Genomic DNA, 18,685 nt, shown 5'->3' on the forward strand with positions numbered 1-18,685 from the left:
CGGGCGTGCCGGCCTGCGCGAACTGGCCGGCATCCGTGCGCAGGTCGGTGACCCGGCCGCGGGCGGGTGCGACCACGCGGGTGCGCTGGAGGTCGAGTTCGGCCTTCTCGATCGCCGAGCGGGCACTGATCAACTGCGCGTTGGCTTCACCGCTGTCACCCGCGGTCTCCTGGGCGCGTCGCAGGTCGGCCTCCGCCGCCTTCACCTGGCTCTGGGCCTTGATGAGGCTGGCCTGCGCGGTTTCTACGCGGCGAACCGAGATCGCGCCGGGGTCCTCCTTGAAGATCTGCTCCAGCCGGCTTGCATCCTGGCGGGCATAGACATGGTTGGCCACGGTCGCCTGCAGGCTGGCCCTCGCCGCCTCCACGCCCGAGGTGGAGGCATTCACCGAACGCCGCACCGACTCGTAGTCCGAACGGCTGCGCTGCAGCGCGATGCGGTACGAGCTCGGGTCGATGTCGAACAGCGGGGCGCCGCCTTGCACTTCGTCGTTGTTCTTGACGTACACCTTCAGAACCTTGCCCGTGACCTCGGCCGCCACCGGCAACACGAAGGCCTGCACCCGGGCCTGGTTGGTGTACGGGGTCAGTCGGTCCGAGACGAAGTACCAGAGCAGGCTGATGAGGATCAGTGCCAGCACGATGAAGGCACCCAGGCGGGCGCCCTTGCCTTTGCCGGGTGGCGGCGATGGTGCCGCGGAGACAGGTTCTGGACTCATGGTCGTGGGGTTCCAGCAGAGGTGGATGTCGCGTCGGGGCCGGGGGCGGGCAGGGGGGCGGCCAGCAGGTCTTTCCAGTCGCTGCGCAAGCCCATGGTCTCGCGGGTCGCGTCATCCAGCACCGGCCGGCTGCGCGCCTCCTCCCAACCGCCGCCCATGCCCTTGTAGATGGCAATCAGGCTTTGCGCCAGGCCGCCGCGCGTGGTCACGAGCAGTTCCTGCTGGCTGAAGAAAGTCCGCTGCGAGTCGAGGACGCGCTGGAAGTCGGTCAGCCCTTCGCGATACTGGAGGGTCGCGATCTCCAGCGAGCGCTGCGCGGCCTTCACCGATTCAGCAAGCAGCACGATCTGCTCCTTCGTCCTGGCGAAGCTCACGGCCGCGTCGTCGACCTCGCGCGCCGCGCTGAGGACGACCCCCTGATACTGTTCATGAATCTGCTGGAACCGCGCATCCTGGACCAGCACGGTGTTGGTGAGACGGCCATGATCGAAGACGTTCCAGACCAGGCCCGGTCCCACCGCCCAGTTCAAGGCATTGGGCGCCCCGCTCAACGAAGTGGTCGACAAGCCCAGGGACCCCAGCAGCGAGATGGATGGATAGAGATCGGCGACGCTCACGCCGATCAAGGCCGACTGGGCGGCCAGCTGCATTTCCACGGCCCTGACATCCGGACGGCGGCGCAGCAGATCGGCCGGAAGGTCGACGATCACCTCCAGCCCGGCCTGCGGAATCGACGCCTTGCCCACGGCCATCTCGGGCAGCGGCCCGGGCGGGCGGGCCAGCAAGGTGCTCAGCGCATTCTGGTTCTGGCGCAGGGCGATCTCCAGCTGAGGAATCGTGGCCAGGGTGCCCAGGTACTGGGCCTTGGCCTGTTGCACATCCAGCTCGGAGTCGCCGCCGCTCTTGAACAGCAACTCGGTGATGTCGAGGCTGCGCTTCTGGATCGCGGCGTTCTCGCGGGCGATTCGCAGCCGTACCTCCACAGTGCGGATCGCGGCGTAGAGCCCCGCCACCTGTGCCGCCATCAGCACCTGCAGGTCGTCGTACTGCGCGATGCTGGCGAGGTAGCCGGCGTCCGCGGCTTCGATGCTGCGCCGGAACTTGCCCCAGAAGTCGAGTTCCCAGCTGATGCGCGCACCCAGGCCGAACGATGCAGCGCTGCTGTCCGGCCCTCCAGCTCGCCTTGTGCCGACGTTCAACAGTTCGCCGGTGGCCTGCTGCACCTGGGGATACAGCGTGCTGCCTGCGATTCCGAGTTGCGCGCGCGCCTCCATGATGCGCATGCCGGCGGTGCGTACGCCGGGATTCACACGCTGGGCCTCGGCGATCAGCTGATCGAGCACGGGGTCGTTGAAGCTTCGCCACCAGCTCTGAAGCTGTACGCCGCTCGCAAGGCGCGGGTCGGTGGCCGCGGCCTCGAGCGAGCCACCCTTCCAGTCGGAAAGCCAAGGCACCGCGGGACGCTGGAACTCGGGCCCCACGGTCGTGCAGGCGCCGAGCAGCAATGCGCCGGCCAGCGCCAGCGCCGGCAGAACGAAGCTGACCATCGATCCGCCGTTGACGGGCTCAGTCGGCACCGGGCGAGCTACTTTCCGCCGGCACGGCGTCCGGCGAGCTTGCAACCCACCACATGAAGATCTGATAACCCAGGGCCAACAGGGTCGCGCCGACGAACATTCCGACGATGCCGGCACCTGCCAGGCCGCCCAGCGCTCCCAGCAGGATGACCGGCATCGGCGCATCGACACCGCGGCCCAGCAGCAGCGGCTTCAGCACGTTGTCGAGCATCCCCGCCACGAACAGCAGCACGCTGAAGAGGACGGCCGACGCCGTGCCGTACTCGCCGCTCATCCAGATCCAGGCGATGACCGGCAAGGTGACGATGACCGCGGGCGCCTGCGCGACACCCAGCACCAGCACGACCATGGCCAGGACGCCTGCGAACGGAACCCCGGCGACGATCATGACGAGGCCGACCACGATGGCTTGAATGAAGGCGACACCGAGGACGCCAAGGGCCACCGCGCGGATGGTGGCGGTCGAGAGTCTTGCAAAGCCTTCACCGCGCAGCGGGCCCACGATGCGGTCGAAGATCCTCCGGGTGCTCGCGGCGCCGGACTGGCCGAAGGCCATGATGATCCCGGCGATGATGAATGACGCCAGGAACAGCAGCACCGTGCCGGCGATGTTCGCCACCATCTCCAGCGCGTTCCGGGCCAAGTCGCCGACCTGCGGCTGCATGCGCTGGACGACACTCGGCAGATCTTCATGGGCCTGCGACCACAGGCCGTGGATCGCGGTCCCGACAACCGGCCACTCGGCCACGCCGGGTGGGGGCGCGGGAACCTGCAGGGTGTCGTCGCGCACGCTGGCGATCAGTTCATGAATCGAATCGCCCATGGAGGCCAGCAGCACGCCGGTGGGCACGACGACCAGCACGATGCCGGCAAGCACCAGCAGCGTGGCCGCGAGCCCTTGCTTGCCCCCGAGGCTCCCGGCGAGCTTCTGGTGCAACGGATAAAGGATGACGGCCAGGATCAAGGCCCAGACCATCAACGACAGGAACGGCGAAAAGATCCTGTAGCACAGCAGGGTCAAGGCCAGGATCAGGCCGGCCCGGATGAAGACATCGAGCAGCTTCCTGGACAGGCGCTGTTCCAGATCGGCGTTGACTTCATGGGGCGTAGGCATGGTTTGCTTTCCTCTTCCGAAGGGGGGCTGATCCCGTTTGCCGGGCAATTCTGGCCCGGAACAGAGGCGCTGGACTCAATCGGACTTGTTCCCAAGCCTCCGAAAGACCAGGACCATGCCTTCTTCTGCAACCAGCATCGTGACGATCACGGCGACAAGCGCCACGATCCCGTTGAACGCACCCTCGAATCGAACCTTGTCTCCGAAGGCGAAACTGAGTGCTTCCAGGATCACGAACTTCGACCCGAACAGCACCAGCCAGGCACAGAAGAAGCGAAGGAAGGTCATGAGGCCGCCGGGATTCACCTTGAAGACCGCCGCGACCCGCTGCTCGACAGCGATCGTCAGCTGCATCAGCACCTGCAGCAGAACGGCAGCCAGCAACGAGGTGCTGAATGAGTCGATCCGCACGTTGTCCGAATGCTCGACGAACAGGTTCAGGACCACGAGGTCGATGAGGATCGCCGTGAAGTAGCGAACGAAAAGACGCTGCTTGTTCGATGGTGCCTCAGCCGTACGCGGCATCAGCGCTGCACTGGTCATGACTTCGTTCCTCCGATGTGGATGCCTTATCGTATCCTACATTAGCATTGTTAACAATACAATGATTGTTGATCCATGCTGATCTGCAGCCGTGGCGCGATCAGTCGCGCCACGCGTGCCGCACCGTGACAGCGACTCAGCCGACGTCGCGCGAGGCCATGGGCCGGGCGTGGCCGACGTGCAGGTCGCAGAGTTCCAGTCGAAAGCGGGTGCCCCGGTTCACGCGGGAGTCGACGCGGATGCGCGTCTTCAGGATGCGCGACAGCCTGGAGACGATCGACAGCCCCAAGCCGACACCGTCCACGGTCGGAAGGTCGGCGCGGTCTGCCCGGTAGAACTCCTCGAAGATCTTGCCGAGTTCGTCGGGCCGGATGCCGTGTCCCTGGTCCCACACCTCGATCCGCGCCCGGCCCCCGTGCGCGCGTGCGGCGAGAAGCACTTTCTTCCCGGGCGGGCTGAACTTGATCGCGTTCGACAGCACGTTCCCCACCATCCTTCGCAGGCGGACCACGTCGGTGGCGATGGTGAGATCCGAATGGCAGACGCGCAACTCGACCTGGCTCGCCGCGGCGAGCGGCTCGAACTGCACGCGCAGTCCTTCCAGCACGGCCCTGAGTTCAACCTTTTCAACGTGGAGGGAGATCTGGCCGCTGTCCAGGGAGGCGAGGTCGAAGAGCGATTCGAAGAGATTCTTCACCGCCAGCGTGGCGCTGGCGATCTTGGGTGCCAGTTCCAGGTGCGACTCAGGGTTTTCCAGCAGGAACTCGGTGTACAGCGACAGCGCGCTCACCGGCTGGCGCAGATCGTGCGCGGCTGCCGCGAGGAAGCGATTCTTCATGCGGATCACCGCCTGGGCTTCCTGCTCCCGGAGCGCCAGGTCGTACTGGTCGCCGAACTGGTTCGCCTGCCGACGGAAGATGAAGCGGCCATAGCGGGCCAGCAGGCACCAGTGCAGGACGGGCAGCACCAGGAACAGCAGGTTCATGTCCCGAACCGGGCCCGGCTTGAGGGCGATCGTCACGGCCAGGCAGGCGAGCAGGACGGCGAAGAGCAGGTTCGTGTACGCACGCAGCAGCCGTGGCACCAGCGCCACGCTGGTGAGTGGAGCGGATGCCACGCAGGCGATGATCAGCCAGCACGCGAGCTGGTTGTAGGGCTCGATGCGGTCGAAGAAGAACAGCAGCGACGCGCCCCAGACGGTACCCTGGAGCATGTAGACGGGCTCCATGCGGCGAACGAAGCCGACCCGGTTGTCCAGGGTATCCCGCCGCCGTGCCGTCGCGATCCGGTATGCGCGCTCGCACCACGAGCGATAGCTCACGGTGCCCAGGCCGATCAGGAGCCACACGATCAGGAGGCCGGACGACTCATAGCGCCAGCAGAAGACCGCGAGCAGCACCATCATGCCCGCGCTGAGAAGCTGACGGAAGACGGTGTCCTCGAGGAAGCTGTCGAAGAGCGACCGGTGGACGGCTTCCAGTCGCGCCGGCGCCATCAGGTCGGCGTCGAGACCCGTCCAGGCATCGAATCGCACGGGGGTCGCCGTCACCTCCCTGGGGGCGCTGCGGGCTGCTTCGCTGGAAAGACGGTCCCCGTCGAGATCTGGGCGAAGTGTGGAAGAGAAGTGGGGCAAGGGGGCTCAGTCGGCTGGAGGGACCCCCGGTATTCTTGCGGAGCTTCCGGCCGGGGATCGTCCCGACCGAAAATCCACGTCCCGGCGCGGCACAAATGCACGTGCGACCGTTGCGTGTCCGCTGCGCCCAGGCTGGTGCATCCGTGGTCTCCAGCGTAATCTCCTGTTCTCGAGGAGGCCTACACCGTTCTCGACGCGCGCGTCTACTGCCCAAACGGAAGGTGGCGCCGGGGCCACGGCGAAGGCATGCTCGGCCCGCAGGCCGATGTGAGCGCAGAATAAAACCCTGAACAGCCGCCTTCCAACATCGATTGAGGAGATCCCATGACAGTCAATTTGCTGACCCGCCTCGCTGGCATCCTGATGGCCCTCGTGCTCGCCGCTTGCGCGACACCGGCTTCGGCACCGCCCGAGATCCGCATGGGCAGGATCGAACAGATCCAGCCGGCCTCGATCGATTCCGACAGCCACGCTGGCGTCGGCGCCGTGCTGGGCGGCCTCGCCGGCGTCGGCCTCGGCAGCCTGATCGGCGGCGGCACCGGCCGCGACGTGGCGATGGTGGTCGGCGCCATCGGCGGCACCGTGGCCGGCTCGCAAGTGGCCCGCCGCTACGACCGCCCGGTCCAGGGCCAGCAGATCTTCGTCCGGACCCAGTCCGGCGTGCTGGTGGTCGTGACCCAGCCGGTGACGCCGGGCCTGCAGGTCGGCCAGCGCGTCTTCATCCAGGGCAATGGCGAAGGCGCGCGGGTCGTTCCTCAGTAGCCGCTGCCGCGTCCGCGGGTGAAGGCTCGTCACCTGGACGGCCAGACCCGCGTATCGACCGGCCTCACCGCATAGGTGGCGCCCCGGCTCGCGATCTCGGGTCGCAGCGTCGTCTGAAATTCCTCCGTGGACCCGGGAGCCAGATTGCGCACGCTGAAAGGCCAGGGCTTCTCGCTGGCCACCAGCTGCCCGCCGGCGTCGTGGACGTCGACGGCGATCTGCACGCCGCAGGCGATCGGGTTGCCGTTCCGGATGCTTCCGGCGAGTACGCGGTAGTCGCCCTCCATCCGATCCGTCAGGTTGCCGACCTCGAAGCGATCGGGCGCGCAGGCCCGGGTGAAGATGTCCGACGGGGTGACCGCGGAGGTGATGTGCGCATAGCGGTCGGAGATCACCGGTGCAACGGCCAGGATGACGACGCCTGCACCGACGCCGGCGGCGATCAGCAGGTGCCTTCGCCTGAAGGCGCGGGTATCCGGCTTGAACGCCCCGGGCGTGTCGGCCTCCGCCCCTGAAGCCGGCCGATCGAGCTGCCGACCCTCGCGGGCCACGCAGTCGTCGGTGAGATCGCCCGTGATCTTGCAAAGCGCCTCGCACGCCGGCTCGACCTCCTCGCGCGTCAGCACGAACACCCAGCCCCGCGGCCCGGTGATGTGATAGCCGACGGGGTTTGCGTCCTTGCCTGCATCGGAGTTCATGGGCCCTCCCATTCGGATTCCCGATCTGTTCCGCGCGGCGCCTCGGCCGGCGCGTCACCACGGTAGCCAGGATGCGCAGGGACTTCAAGCGGGCAAACGGGATAGAGCCGATGACTCGACCGTCCTACACGGCCTCGCAGCTCGGCGTTCTGCTGGCTGCGCGTTGACCTGACGCAGACTGGCACGGATACTGGCCGGCTGGCCTTGCGCCTGCCCACCAGGGACTGCTGCCGGTGAACGAAACGAGCGTCAAACACAGGCTCACGGCGATCCTCGCGGCTGACGCCGCCGGGTTCTCGCGCCTCATGGCCGTCGACGAGGATGCCACCGTCACGGCACTCGACGCGGCGCGCCGCGTGTTCGGGGCGCACATCGAGACCCACCAGGGCCGCGTCATCGACATGGCCGGCGATTCGGTGCTGGCGGTTTTCGAAACGGCGACGGGCGCTGTCACGGCATCTCTGGCGATCCAGCGAGCCCTCCATGCGGCGGCCCGGGAAGCGCCTGACGACCGGCTGGCCATGCGATTCCGCATCGGTGTGCATCTCGGCGAGGTGATCGAGAAGCCGGACGGCTCGGTGTATGGCGACGGCGTCAATGTCGCGGCCCGGCTCCAGGCCTTGGCGGAACCCGGAGGGATCATCGTGTCGGACGCCGTGCGTGGCGTCGTCAGGAGCCTGGGCGGCGTGACCTTCGTGGATCGCGGGGAGCGCCATCTCAAGAACATCGCCGTTCCGGTTCGTGCCTTCGCCATCGAGCAAGCCGACGCGTCCGGCAACGCCTCCGCGCGGCCTGGCCCCACCGTCTCCCGCGCCGCGGCGGCGCGTCCCTCCGGCGTGTTCGTGGGGCGCCAGCAGGAATTGACGCAGCTGCTTGGCGTGCTCGACAGCGCGCGCCAGGGTCGCGGACGGGTGGTGCTGCTGTCCGGGTCGGGAGGCATGGGCAAGACGCGCCTGGCGCAGGAGTTGGCCGCGCGGGCAGAACGCGATGGCGTCCCCGTGCTATGGGGGCGCTGCCTCGAGGAGCCGGGCGCACCGCCCTATTGGCCGTGGCGGCAGTTGATCCGCCACTACCTGCGCAGCAGTGGGGACCCCGATCCGGCGCGCACCTTCGGCACGGGCCTGGCCGAGATCGCGAGTGTCGTTCCCGAGGTCGGCGAAGCCTTCGCGCCGCCGACGCTGCCGCCGGACAGCGGAACCCTTGACACCGCGCAGTCCCGCTTCCGCTTGTTCGATGCGATCGCCGGGTTCTGGCGGCGCGCCGCGCAACGGACCCTGCAGGTCCTGATCTTCGAGGACCTGCATTGGGCCGATCCCACGTCGCTGCGCCTGCTTGCATTTCTGGCGGCGGAGCTGGAAGACAGCGCGGTCTTGATGGTCGGAACCTACCGCGAGGCGGAACTCTCGCGGCAGCATCCGCTGACCGAGACCCTGGCTGAACTCGGCCGCTCGTCCGCGTTCAGCCGGATCGAGCTCGCGGGCCTGAGCGAGCGCGAGACGGAGACCTTCATCCAGGCAGTGGGAGGTGGCGCTGCGAGCGGCCATCTGGTCAATGCGATCCATGCGCGGACCGAAGGACATCCGCTCTTCCTCGAGGAGACGCTGCGCCTGATGATGGAAATCGACCCCAGACATCTGCCAGGCGCCCTGGCCGACGTGGCGGGCCTGCTGACCAAGATACCGGCCGGTGTGCGCGAAGTGATCGGCAGGCGTCTGAACCGCCTCTCGATGGCCACCTATGGGGTGCTCTCGATCGCGTCCTGCATCGGCCGGACCTTCGACCTCGAGCTGCTGGCGCAACTGGCGGTGGACCGGTCCGAGGACGAACTGCTGGAAGCTCTCGAGGAAGCACTGGCCGTGCGCCTGGTCGAACAGGCGGCGCAGGCGAATCAGTTCCGCTTCAGCCATACCCTGATCCGCGAATGCATCTACGACGAGATCCTGGGCTTGCGTCGGGCCCGGCTGCACTTGCGGATCGGCGAGTTGCTCGAGCGCCGTCCGGGGGGCGACGATCCCACGGCGCTGTCGCAGCTCGCCTACCATTTCAGCGAGGCGGGGTCGGGCGAAGCCGCAGCCAAGGCGCTGGCCTACGCGAAGGAGTCGGCGCGCTATGCGTCACGCGTGCTGGCCCTGGAGGAGGCCTTGCGCCTGTACCGCCTGGCCCTTCACCTGCAGCGCCTGCACTTCGCCCGGGACCTGTCCGAGCGCTGCGAGCTGCTGATCCATCTCGGGGAGGTGGAGGTGCTGCTCGGGGCCGGCGAGCTGGCGAGTGCGGCCTATGCCGAAGCGGCCGAACTGGCGCGCCAGCAGGGCATGCATCTCCTCTTCGCGCGGGCCGCCATGGGCTTCGAAGCCAGTACGGCCGCGGCCACCCGTTCGGGTGAGCCGGCCGTGGCGATGCTGCTGGAGGCCATCGCGCAGCATCGAACCGACGATGCGCTGCGCGTGGAGTTGCTGGCCCGCCTGTGTCGGGCGTACGTCTACTGCGACCGCTCCGAGGAGGCCAAGGACGCCCATCGCCGCGCTGTGGCGCTGGCGCGCAAGACCGGCGATGTGCGTGGCCTCGGGATGGCGCTGGCCGCGCTCGCATCGGCGGTCTATTGGCCCGAACTGCTGGGCGAGCGCCTGGCAGCCGCGAAGGAAGCGTGGGGCATCGCGCAGTCGCTCGCCAACGAGCAGTTCGTCGCCGTCGTGCTGCCGTACTACCTCTTCGATCTGATCCGGCTTGGCGATGCCGTGTCGCTGGCCCGGGTCAGGGGCGAGGGACTCGCGTTGGTGGAGCGCACCGGCTGGCTGCACTACCAGGCCATCAGCCACTGCGTCGAGGGCGTGGTCGCGATCAACGAAGGACGTTTCGCGGACGCCGAAGCCAGCGCCACCCGGGCCTTGCAGGTCGGACAGCGCGTGGCCGAGGAGCGGGCGGTCGGCGTCTACGGCATGCAGATGTTCTGCCTTCGGCGCGAGCAGGGCCGCCTGCGCGAGACCATGCCGGTGCTGGAGCACTTCGTCCGGACCACCCCCCAGGCGCAGACCTGGGCGCCGGGGCTGGCGTTGTTGTACGCCGAGCTGGACATGCGGGCCGAAGCCGAAGCGCAGTACCTGGGTCTCCCATGGAGCCGTGCGGCCCCGCCCAGGGACGCCAGCACCATGACGGTCCTGATGTTCGCGGCGGAGGTGTGTGTCTATCTGGGCGATACCGCACGCGCACCCTTGCTGTATTCGCTGTTCAGAGGCCATGCCGGGGCCAATCTGGTGGCCGACTCGGGCGGGCCTTGCCTGGGCTCGGCCGACCGCTTGCTCGGCAGCCTGGCGGCGGTGACGCGGCAATGGGTGGTCGCCCAGCGACATTTCGAGGCCGCCCTGGCGATGGATCTCCAGACCGGATCGCGCGTGTGGCTGGCGCACAGCCGCCATGAGTACGCCGCGATGCTGCATCGGCGCGCGCTGGCGGGCGACCTCGATCGGGCCCGGTCGCTGCTTGCGGGCGCGCTGGAAGAGGCCAAGGCGCTGGGCATGAACAGCCTGGCGCCCCGCATCGAGGCGCTGGCCGAGGCCGTCGGTGCGCCGGCGCCCTCGCTGCCCGGGGGCCTGACGGAGCGTGAAGCCGATGTGCTGCGCCTGATGGCGATCGGACGCAACAACCGCGAGATCGGCCAGATCCTGACCATCAGCCCGAACACGGTGGCCAACCACGTGCGCAGCATTCTTGAAAAGACCTACACCGCCAACCGGACCGAGGCCGCAGCCTTCGCGCGCCGCGAGGGCTTGCTGAAGGAGTAGAGTGGCTTGCAGCCAGCATTTTCGATTGCGGACCAGATCAAGGAGGCGCCCATGCCGCTGTTTCTCATCGAGCGCAACTATGCGGAAAAGCTCGAGCTCACCGTCGACGGTGTCTCGGCGGTGTCGAAGATCAATGGTGACATCGGCGTCAACTGGTTGTTCTCTTTCCTGAGCGCGGACAAGCGCAAGTCCTATTGCCTCTACGAAGCGAAGGACCCCGAGGCCATCCGAGAGGCGGCCCGCCGGGCCAATCTCCCGGCCGACGTGATCATCGAGGTGTCCCAGGTGCGTCCCGAGTTGGTTCTTGCCGCGGCCGCCTAGCCGAGGGAGCGTGGAGGGCGGGTAGTCAGATCTGACTATGTCGCGCCGTCGGGTGGATGCGTACAACTGCAGTGTCGATCCGCGTTCGGTCGGACGCACCACCTGCAGGAGAAGCGCCATGTTGACTTCAGACACCCTTGCCCAGTTTGCTGCCTCCTTGCGGGGTCGCGTCGTTCAGGCCGGCGAGGCCGGCTACGACGATTCGCGCCGGGTCTACAACGCGATGATCGATCGCTTCCCGAAGTTCATCGTGCAATGCCGCGATGTGGCCGACGTGATCCGGAGCGTCGATTTCGCTCGCGAGCATTCGCTGCTGCTGGCCGTGCGGGGCGGCGGCCACAACGGCGGCGGCCTCGGGACCTGCGACGACGGCCTGGTGATCGACCTGTCGGGCCTCAAGGGGATCCGCGTCGACGCCCAGGCCCGCAGCGTGCGGGTCGAGGGCGGCTGTACCTGGGGCGACGTGGACCATGCGACCCATGCCTTCGGCATGGCCACGCCGAGCGGCATCATCGGCAGTACCGGCGTCGGTGGCCTGACTCTCGGCGGCGGCCTCGGCCACCTCACGCGCAAGTGCGGGCTGACCGTCGACAACCTGCTGCAGGCGGACGTGGTGCTCGCCGATGGCCGGCTGGTCAGCGCGAGTGCCGACGAGAACGCGGATCTGTTCTGGGGCCTTCGTGGGGGCGGGGGCAACTTCGGCGTGGTGACGTCCTTCCTGTTCCGCCTGCACCCGATCTCCACCGTGGTGGCCGGGCCGACTTTCTGGCCGCTGGAGAAGGCCGGCGAGGTGATGCGCTGGTATCGCGACTTCATCGTCGCAGCGCCGGAAGACCTGAACGGATTCTTAGCCTTTCTCACCGTGCCGCCGGTGGACCCTTACCCGGCCGAACTCCGCGGCCAGGCGGTGTGCGGCGTGGTGTGGTGCTACACCGGCCCGCTCGAGGGGGCCGATGCGGCCTTCGAACCAGTGCGCGCGTTCTCCGAGCCTCTGCTGCACGGAGTGCAGCCCATGCCCTTGCCGGCATTGCAGGGTGCATTCGATGCCCTCTATCCGCCAGGGCATCAGTGGTACTGGCGCGCCGACTTCGTGAACGAACTGTCGGATGCGGCGATCAAGGCGCACGAAGGTTTTGCGGCCCGCATGCCCACGATGCAGTCCACCATGCACCTGTACCCGATCGACGGTGCGGCGCACCGCGTCGCCCCGGCCGACACGGCTTTCGCGTACCGCGACGCCCGCTGGGCTGAAGTCATCGTCGGCGTGAGTCCGGACGCGCAAGAGCGTGCCGCGATCACCGATTGGACCAAGCGCTACTGGGAGGCCCTCCATCCGCACTCGGCGGGCGGCGCCTACGTGAACATGATGATGGACGAGGGCGAGGAACGCATCCGCGCGTCCTACCGCGGCAACTACGCCCGCCTGGTCGAGGTGAAGCGCCGCTACGATCCGGACAACCTGTTCCGGGTGAACCAGAACATTCGTCCGCGCTGAGGCACCGCTCAGGCACCCCTCAGGCGCCGCGCTTGCCGGCGACCTTGTGAAGCAGCTCGATCAGGATCATGCGCTCGCCCTTGCTGAGCGCGCCGAGCGCGCCGGCTTCACCGTCGAGCACGGCGCGTGTGGCCCGGTTCGCCAACCGGGCGCCTTCCGCGGTCACGCGCAGGTGCTGCGCCCTCCGGTCGGTCGCATGCGGGCTTCGCCGGACCAAGCCCCGCGTTTCAAGCCGATCCACCCACGCCGCGATGTTCGGTGCCGAGACCGCCAGCGCCTTCGCCAGGCGGGTGGCCGAGACGTCCGGGTTCTCGTGGACCAGGGTCAGGACCGTGTACTCGACCGGGCGAAGCTCGAAGGGCTCGCCCACCTGCTGCGCGAAGACCGCGTTGGTCACGATGGTCGCCTGGGCCAGCTGATAGCCGAGCACCAGGTGGAGTGAGGCTTCGCTGAGCCGGCCCATGGGCGTGGCATCGGGTGGAGCGGATTTCGACATCGCTCCGATTGTCAGGCTGTCCCAAGGTACTTCATCGACTGAAGCATGATGACTCTTGGCGCTTCATTGCATCAGCCAATAGCTAGTGGAAAACCATATATGGTTACTAAAGATAATTAAATAGATTCACGAGCACGGCGCGTTCCGACGTCGAAGGAGACATGCATGAGAACATCCATAGCCCTGATCCTCGTCAGCTGTCTGGCTGCCGCCTGCGGCGGCGGAGGCAGCAGCGGGTTCATCCCGCCAGTCGCCTCGAACGGCGCGTCGACGACGGGCACCTCGTCGACCAGCGCGCCCCAGGGCGGGTCGAGCAGCCAGGTCGCCCCGCCGGCGGGGCCGACGACGCCGGTCGAGACACTGCCGGTCCTCGCGGCGGCGACCGGCGCGACGCTCGGCGATTGCGCATCGCTCGCCGGCTTCAGCTTCGCCAACACCACCGTCACCGCGGCCAATCCGATCGCCGCCGGTACGCTCGCCGTGGCAGGCAAGCCCGTGGGGGCGCACTGTCAGGTGCGCGGGTCGATGTATTCGCGCACCGGCCCCGTCGACGGCCAGAGCTATGCCATCGGATTCGAGATGCGCCTGCCGGTGAACTGGAACGGGCGCTTCTTCTACCAGGCCAACGGCGGTGTCGACGGCAGCGTCGCGACCGCGACCGGCGCAGTCGGTGGCGGCGGCAGTCTGGACAACGCGCTGAACATGGGCTTCGCGGTGATCAGCTCCGATGCCGGGCATCAGGCACCGACCCCGTTCTTCGGCATCGACCCGCAGGCGCGCCTGGACTACGGCTATCAGGCGGTGGCCAAGCTCACGCCGATGGCGAAGGCACTGATCGCCTCGGGCTACGGCAAGGGCCCGGAGCGTTCCTATTTCGGCGGCTGCTCCAACGGGGGCCGACACACCATGGTCGCGATGTCGCGCTACCCCGACGACTACGACGGTTTCCTGGTCGGAAACCCGGGCTTTCGCCTGCCTCTGGCGGCCGCGGCGAACATCGTCGGCGCCCAGAACTACAACGCCTTGGCGACGACGCCGGGCAGCCCAGGCACCGGCTTCACGCAGGCCGAGCGAACCCTGGTCTCGCAAGCGGTGCTGGCCAGGTGCGACGCGCTCGATGGCGCGACCGATGGACTCGTGCAGGACACCGGCGCATGCCAGGCCGCCTTCGATCTCGATCGGGATGTGCCGACTTGCAGCGGCGCGCGCGACGGCAGCTGCCTGTCCGCAGATCAGAAGCAGCGCATCGGGCAACTCTTTGCCGGTGCGCTCGATGGCCATGGGCAGAAGTTCTACACCAGCTTCCCGTATGACGCCGGCTTGGGAACCAATGGATGGGCGAGCTGGAAATTCTCCAATTCGCTGAACCTCGACTCGGGTGCGGTGGGCTTCATCTGGCAGGTGCCGCCGGAGACCCAGGCCGGCTTCAATGGCCCCAGCTTCACGCTGACCACCAGCATCGATTCGATCCTCGCGAAGATCACGGCGACGAGCGTGCTGTACACCGAGTCCTCGCTGTCGTTCATGACCCCGCCGAATTCCACCGATCTGAGCCGCCTGAAGAAGCGTGGCGCGAAGGTGATGGCCTACCACGGCACCAGCGATCCGATCTTCTCGAGCGACGACACCCAACAGTGGTACGACGCGCTGGCCGCGGCCAACGGGGGCGATGCCTCGAACTTCGCGCGCTTCTACCGCGTGCCCGGCATGAACCATTGCGGCGGTGGACCGGCCGTCGACCAGTTCGACATGCTCACGCCGCTCGTCAACTGGGTCGAGAAGGGCCAGCCAGCGGAATCGGTCGTGGCCTCGGCGCGCGGCACGGGCAATGCCGGCGGCGTGAATGCGGACTTGCCGGCCGGCTGGGCGGTCGATCGCACCCGTCCGTTGTGCGCCTATCCGAAGGTGGCACGCTACAAGGGCAGCGGCGACGTCGAGAAGGCCGAGAGCTTCAGCTGCCGGTAGATCGCACCGTCACCCGGGCTGAGCCGGGGAATCCGTTTCCATTGCATCGTCCCAGAGCTTGGCCGGGACGATGTCATCGAGTGAATCGATCGCGAAATAGCGAAGCCTGGAATCGCGATCGAGGATCTTCGAGCGGATGTCCGGAGGGATCGCGGGCCGCGAGGTGGCACCGCCATCGTAGGCGCGGATGCAGTCCATGGACTCCCAGACCGAAGCCACCACCACTTGGGCCGTGCCGTCGCCGAGCCCGCGAAAGAGCGCGGATGCACGCAGATTGCCAGGCTGCACCCGCAAGCCGCTCAAGACATGCTGCTCGAGATACTCGCGGCACTCGCCTTCGAGCGCCGCCTTGATCCAGAATGTCCACGTTCGAAGTACCTTGGCCATGCTTTCGTCTTGGAGTGCTGCGGCTGCAGAGAGGGGCGCACCCGAGAGTGCCGCCGGCGACCCACGGAAGACCGTGGGGGTGTGCACGCCAGGCCGTTGACGCGCCTCAGGTGTGGCCACGAGAACGAGCCCACGCCGAAGTGCGTCGGATGATAGCGCGGCCAGGGCCACTCGATGGCCGGCACGGCGGACACGCGAGCGGCTTCCTGGGCATTCCGTCACGGTCCCCGAGGGAGTGATGGTTTAGAGGCATCGGCTGACAGCCAGTCCATGCCTGCGATGACCTCGCGTGGCGTTCGGCCGATGCCCAATGTCTTCCTTGAGACGCTTCGACGAAGCAGTCCCCACCCTGGGAGATGACATGGCGACAGGCCACGGCCGACTCGGCAATGGCGTCCTTCTGCGGGCCCTGCGCAACTACATCCTGCACCAGAGCGCGAATCAGGCCGGCAGCCTCGCGTTCTCGTCTGTGCTGGCGATGTTTCCGCTGCTGATCCTGGTGTCCGCTGCCGCTGGATTCTTCGGCCAACCCGGTGATGCGGCGGCCCTGGCTGGCCGTGTCATGGAGTTCGCGCCGCAGGTGGTGCGAGATGCGGTGCAGCCGGTGATCGACCAGGTGCTCGCCCAACGCAACCAGGCCTTGCTGGCGGTGGGTTTCATCGCCACGCTCTGGACCGCTTCCTCGGGACTGCAGGCCGTGCGTACGGCCCTCAATCGCTCGTATGGCATCCAGCGCGGCCTCCCTTTCTGGAAGGCGCGCATCAAGGTCACCCTGTTCACCGTGATCGTCGGTGCCGGTGTGCTCGTCGTCTTCAGCTCGGTGATCGTCTTGCCGGTGGTGTGGCGGGTGCTGGAAGCGAAGGTGGGCGTGGGCCCGGAACTTCCGTGGCTGCGCAACAGCGTTCGCTACGGCTCGGCTTTTCTCGTGCTGAGCTGCCTGTATGCGGTGCTGTACGGCTGGCTGCCGGACGTTCGGCAGCGGCTGTCGACGGTGATCCCCGGCGCCGTGGTGGGCGCAGCGCTGTGGATCGCGGCGGCTGCGACGCTGTCTTATACGCTGCGCACCGCCGGCAAGCTCGCCTTGGTCTATGGCAGCTTCGCCGGCCTGGTGGCCACCCTGGTGTTCCTCTACATCAGCGCTGCCACGCTGATCTTCGGCGCCGAGGTCAACGGCGTGATCAAGGAAGGTGCGGACGCGCCGCAGCGGTCGTAACGGCTGCAGCGGCCGTCTGGACGACGAGCTCGATCTCCACGCACGCGCCCAGGGGCAGTTGGGCGACGCCGAAGGCGGAACGTGCATGGATTCCCGTCGCCGGACCGAAGACCGCGGTCAGCAGTTCGCTGGCGCCGTTCGCCACCAGGTGCTGTTCGGTGAAGCTCTCGGTGGAGTTCACCATGCAGCCGAGCTTGACGATCCGGGTCACCTCGTTGAGGTTTCCGATGGCGGCCTGCAGCGTGGCCAGCAGATCGATGGCGATCGCGCGTGCGGCCTCCTTGCCCTGCTCGGTCGTCAGGTCCCTGCCGAGCCGGCCGGTTTGTACTTGCCCCTGGTGGCGCGACAGGTGGCCCGACAGATGCACCAGGTCGCCGCTTTGCCGGAAGGGGGCATAGGAGGCGGCGGCTGCAGCCGCTCGAGGCAGCTCGATTCCAAGCAGGGCGAGCCTGGAATAGACATCGGCGGCGCCGGCGAAGGCCGGGCCGTCGGGCCTCGTGCGCATGCCGGGACCCAGCTTCGTCCACGGCAGATCCGCGGGGTCGGCAATGAAGGGCCCCGGAGCGCGCACGACCAGGATCTCTTCGGCGATGGGCGCGAAATCGGCTCGGAAATGCACCGAGCTCTTGTTGACGAGGATCTTCATGCGCTCGGGTTCGATGCCGACCGCCCGGTACATGTTCCGGTCGAGCAGCTGCGCCTTCGCCGAACTCACCGCGATCCGCACACCGCCGATGCGCAGGCGAGCCATCGGGCCGAGGTCGCTGGCCTTGGCGTTCATCATCGGGCCGCCGTAGACGAACTTCCCGTCGGACAGTGCCTCCACCTGGAACTTCGCCTGGAGCGGCGGATCGCCTTCGATCTGCGGACAGCCGCCCAGTCCGATGCTGATCGTCGCGCCCACGCCGGCCTCGTGCGCCGCCGCCGCGGCCAGCGGATCGCAGATCAAGCCGATCGCGGCGTCCTGTGCACCGTGGCGCAGCAAGGCGCGCAGCATGCCGGTGGTGTTCGAATCGCCGCCGACTCCCGGGTTGTCCTGCGTGTCGGCGATGATCACCGGCCGGTGCGCGGTGGCGGCCACCTGCATCGCGTGCTGCACCGCGGCGTCGGGCTCCTCGAACTCGACGGCCCACTGGGCTTCCGGCTTGCAGACGCGATCGAAGAGGGTGTCGAGGGCGCGCTCGGTTTGTGCTTCGTCGAAGCCGTAGCCCCAGATCACCGGGCCGCATTCCGGAAAGTCCGCGGCCGGAAAGCCAGGCGCGAAAGACAGGGACAGCACCGTGGGCTCGAGTTCTTCGAGCAGATCGTAGACACCGCGCGCGGGCTGCATCATGGTCGACATGCTGTTCACGGGGATCAGGAAGGGTACGCGCCGGATCGCGAGGTGAGCGGGGTGCTCGGCACGCATCAAGGCCAGCAGCAGTTCGCCGGCGCGCCGGCCCGTGTCCGCCATGTCGATGTGCGGATAGGTGCGATAGGCGACCACGCCATCCGCCAGACCGAGCATCTGTCGTGTGACGTTGGCATGCGAATCGAGGGAGACCACGATCTTCATGCCGGGCCGTGTGACGGCCCGGATACGCGACAGCAGTTCGCCCTCGCCGTCGTCCAGGTGCTGCGCGACCATCGCGCCATGCAGATCCAGGTAGATGGCATCGAAGGACGCGCTCCTCGCCGCCTCGACGATCTCGGACGCGATGAGTTCGTACGCGTGGGTGGTCACATGGGCGGAGGCGCCCGCACCGGCCCAGATGACCGGCGTGACGCTGTGCCCCTCGGCCCGCACGAAGTTGATGAAGCCGCTGGCGGGCAGGTTCACGTTGAGCAGTCCGAACATCGCTTCGCCGCGCACGAGGCCCGGAAAATCCTCTCCCCGGACAAAGCTGTCGTAGCTGGCCACCGTGGGGGCGAAGGTGTTGGTCTCATGCTGGAAACCGGCGACGAGGATGTTCATGGGGTTCTTTCGGATGATGAGGGCGGGGGG

General features: G+C 67.5%; 15 protein-coding genes. 6 read left to right on the forward strand and 9 right to left on the reverse strand.

Annotated features, from left to right (window positions below; genetic code table 11):
• The 5 genes from QTI45_RS30445 to QTI45_RS30465 form a co-directional block, all read right to left on the reverse strand.
• Positions 1–718 (reverse strand): HlyD family secretion protein (locus tag QTI45_RS30445; protein WP_286656994.1); only part of this gene is annotated, 718 nt, incomplete at its 3' end.
• Positions 715–2,223 (reverse strand): efflux transporter outer membrane subunit, encoded by a 1,509-nt coding sequence (locus QTI45_RS30450; RefSeq protein WP_353621348.1) that lies wholly within the window; start codon positions 2,221–2,223, stop codon positions 715–717. The genes QTI45_RS30445 and QTI45_RS30450, both read right to left, overlap by 4 nt.
• Positions 2,224–2,284: 61 nt before the next feature.
• Entirely contained in the window at positions 2,285–3,409 is a 1,125-nt protein-coding gene (locus QTI45_RS30455; protein ID WP_286656995.1) for an AI-2E family transporter, read from the reverse strand.
• 75 nt (positions 3,410–3,484) lie between these two features.
• Entirely contained in the window at positions 3,485–3,952 is a 468-nt protein-coding gene (locus QTI45_RS30460; RefSeq protein WP_286373146.1) for a hypothetical protein, read from the reverse strand.
• Positions 3,953–4,088: 136 nt separating this feature from the next.
• Positions 4,089–5,486: a sensor histidine kinase gene (locus QTI45_RS30465; protein WP_286656996.1), complete on the reverse strand. Its 1,398-nt coding sequence runs from the start codon at positions 5,484–5,486 to the stop codon at positions 4,089–4,091.
• Between the two features lie 423 nt (positions 5,487–5,909).
• Between QTI45_RS30465 and QTI45_RS30470 the strand changes: the two genes are divergently transcribed.
• Positions 5,910–6,347: an outer membrane lipoprotein gene (locus QTI45_RS30470; RefSeq protein WP_286373144.1), complete on the forward strand. Its 438-nt coding sequence runs from the start codon at positions 5,910–5,912 to the stop codon at positions 6,345–6,347.
• Between the two features lie 29 nt (positions 6,348–6,376).
• Here QTI45_RS30470 and QTI45_RS30475 read toward each other — a convergent pair whose 3' ends face one another.
• Complete coding sequence (locus tag QTI45_RS30475; protein ID WP_286656997.1) at positions 6,377–7,045, reverse strand: hypothetical protein; 669 nt, start codon at positions 7,043–7,045, stop codon at positions 6,377–6,379.
• 233 nt (positions 7,046–7,278) lie between these two features.
• On the opposite strand from QTI45_RS30475, the gene QTI45_RS30480 reads away from it, so the two are divergent.
• The 3 genes from QTI45_RS30480 (at position 7,279) to QTI45_RS30490 (ending at position 12,640) form a co-directional block, all read left to right on the forward strand.
• On the forward strand, positions 7,279–10,824 hold the full coding sequence (locus tag QTI45_RS30480) for a helix-turn-helix transcriptional regulator (RefSeq protein WP_286656998.1): 3,546 nt from the start codon (positions 7,279–7,281) through the stop codon (positions 10,822–10,824).
• Between the two features lie 51 nt (positions 10,825–10,875).
• Positions 10,876–11,145: a DUF4242 domain-containing protein gene (locus QTI45_RS30485; protein ID WP_286373141.1), complete on the forward strand. Its 270-nt coding sequence runs from the start codon at positions 10,876–10,878 to the stop codon at positions 11,143–11,145.
• A gap of 118 nt (positions 11,146–11,263) precedes the next feature.
• Positions 11,264–12,640, forward strand: coding sequence for an FAD-binding oxidoreductase (locus QTI45_RS30490; RefSeq protein ID WP_286656999.1), 1,377 nt, complete (start codon positions 11,264–11,266; stop codon positions 12,638–12,640).
• 19 nt (positions 12,641–12,659) lie between these two features.
• On the opposite strand, the gene QTI45_RS30495 is transcribed toward QTI45_RS30490, so the two are convergent.
• Positions 12,660–13,136: a MarR family winged helix-turn-helix transcriptional regulator gene (locus QTI45_RS30495; RefSeq protein WP_286657000.1), complete on the reverse strand. Its 477-nt coding sequence runs from the start codon at positions 13,134–13,136 to the stop codon at positions 12,660–12,662.
• A gap of 165 nt (positions 13,137–13,301) precedes the next feature.
• Here QTI45_RS30495 and QTI45_RS30500 point away from each other — a divergent pair, with 165 nt between their 5' ends.
• Positions 13,302–15,101 (forward strand): tannase/feruloyl esterase family alpha/beta hydrolase, encoded by a 1,800-nt coding sequence (locus QTI45_RS30500; protein ID WP_286657001.1) that lies wholly within the window; start codon positions 13,302–13,304, stop codon positions 15,099–15,101.
• 9 nt (positions 15,102–15,110) lie between these two features.
• Here the strand turns inward: QTI45_RS30500 and QTI45_RS30505 are convergent, their stop codons facing one another.
• Positions 15,111–15,488 carry a hypothetical protein gene (locus tag QTI45_RS30505; protein ID WP_286657002.1) on the reverse strand — a complete coding sequence of 126 codons (378 nt, stop codon included), beginning with the start codon at positions 15,486–15,488 and terminating at the stop codon, positions 15,111–15,113.
• 361 nt (positions 15,489–15,849) lie between these two features.
• On the opposite strand from QTI45_RS30505, the gene QTI45_RS30510 reads away from it, so the two are divergent.
• Positions 15,850–16,701, forward strand: a complete 852-nt coding sequence (locus tag QTI45_RS30510) for a YihY/virulence factor BrkB family protein (protein ID WP_286657003.1) — start codon at positions 15,850–15,852, stop codon at positions 16,699–16,701.
• Here the strand turns inward: QTI45_RS30510 and QTI45_RS30515 are convergent.
• On the reverse strand, positions 16,667–18,655 hold the full coding sequence (locus QTI45_RS30515) for an Atu1372/SO_1960 family protein (RefSeq protein WP_286657004.1): 1,989 nt from the start codon (positions 18,653–18,655) through the stop codon (positions 16,667–16,669). The genes QTI45_RS30510 and QTI45_RS30515 overlap by 35 nt on opposite strands.
• Positions 18,656–18,685: the final 30 nt, after the last annotated feature.

It is taken from the genome of Variovorax saccharolyticus (genome assembly GCF_030316765.1).
GTDB lineage: Bacteria > Pseudomonadota > Gammaproteobacteria > Burkholderiales > Burkholderiaceae_C > Variovorax > Variovorax saccharolyticus.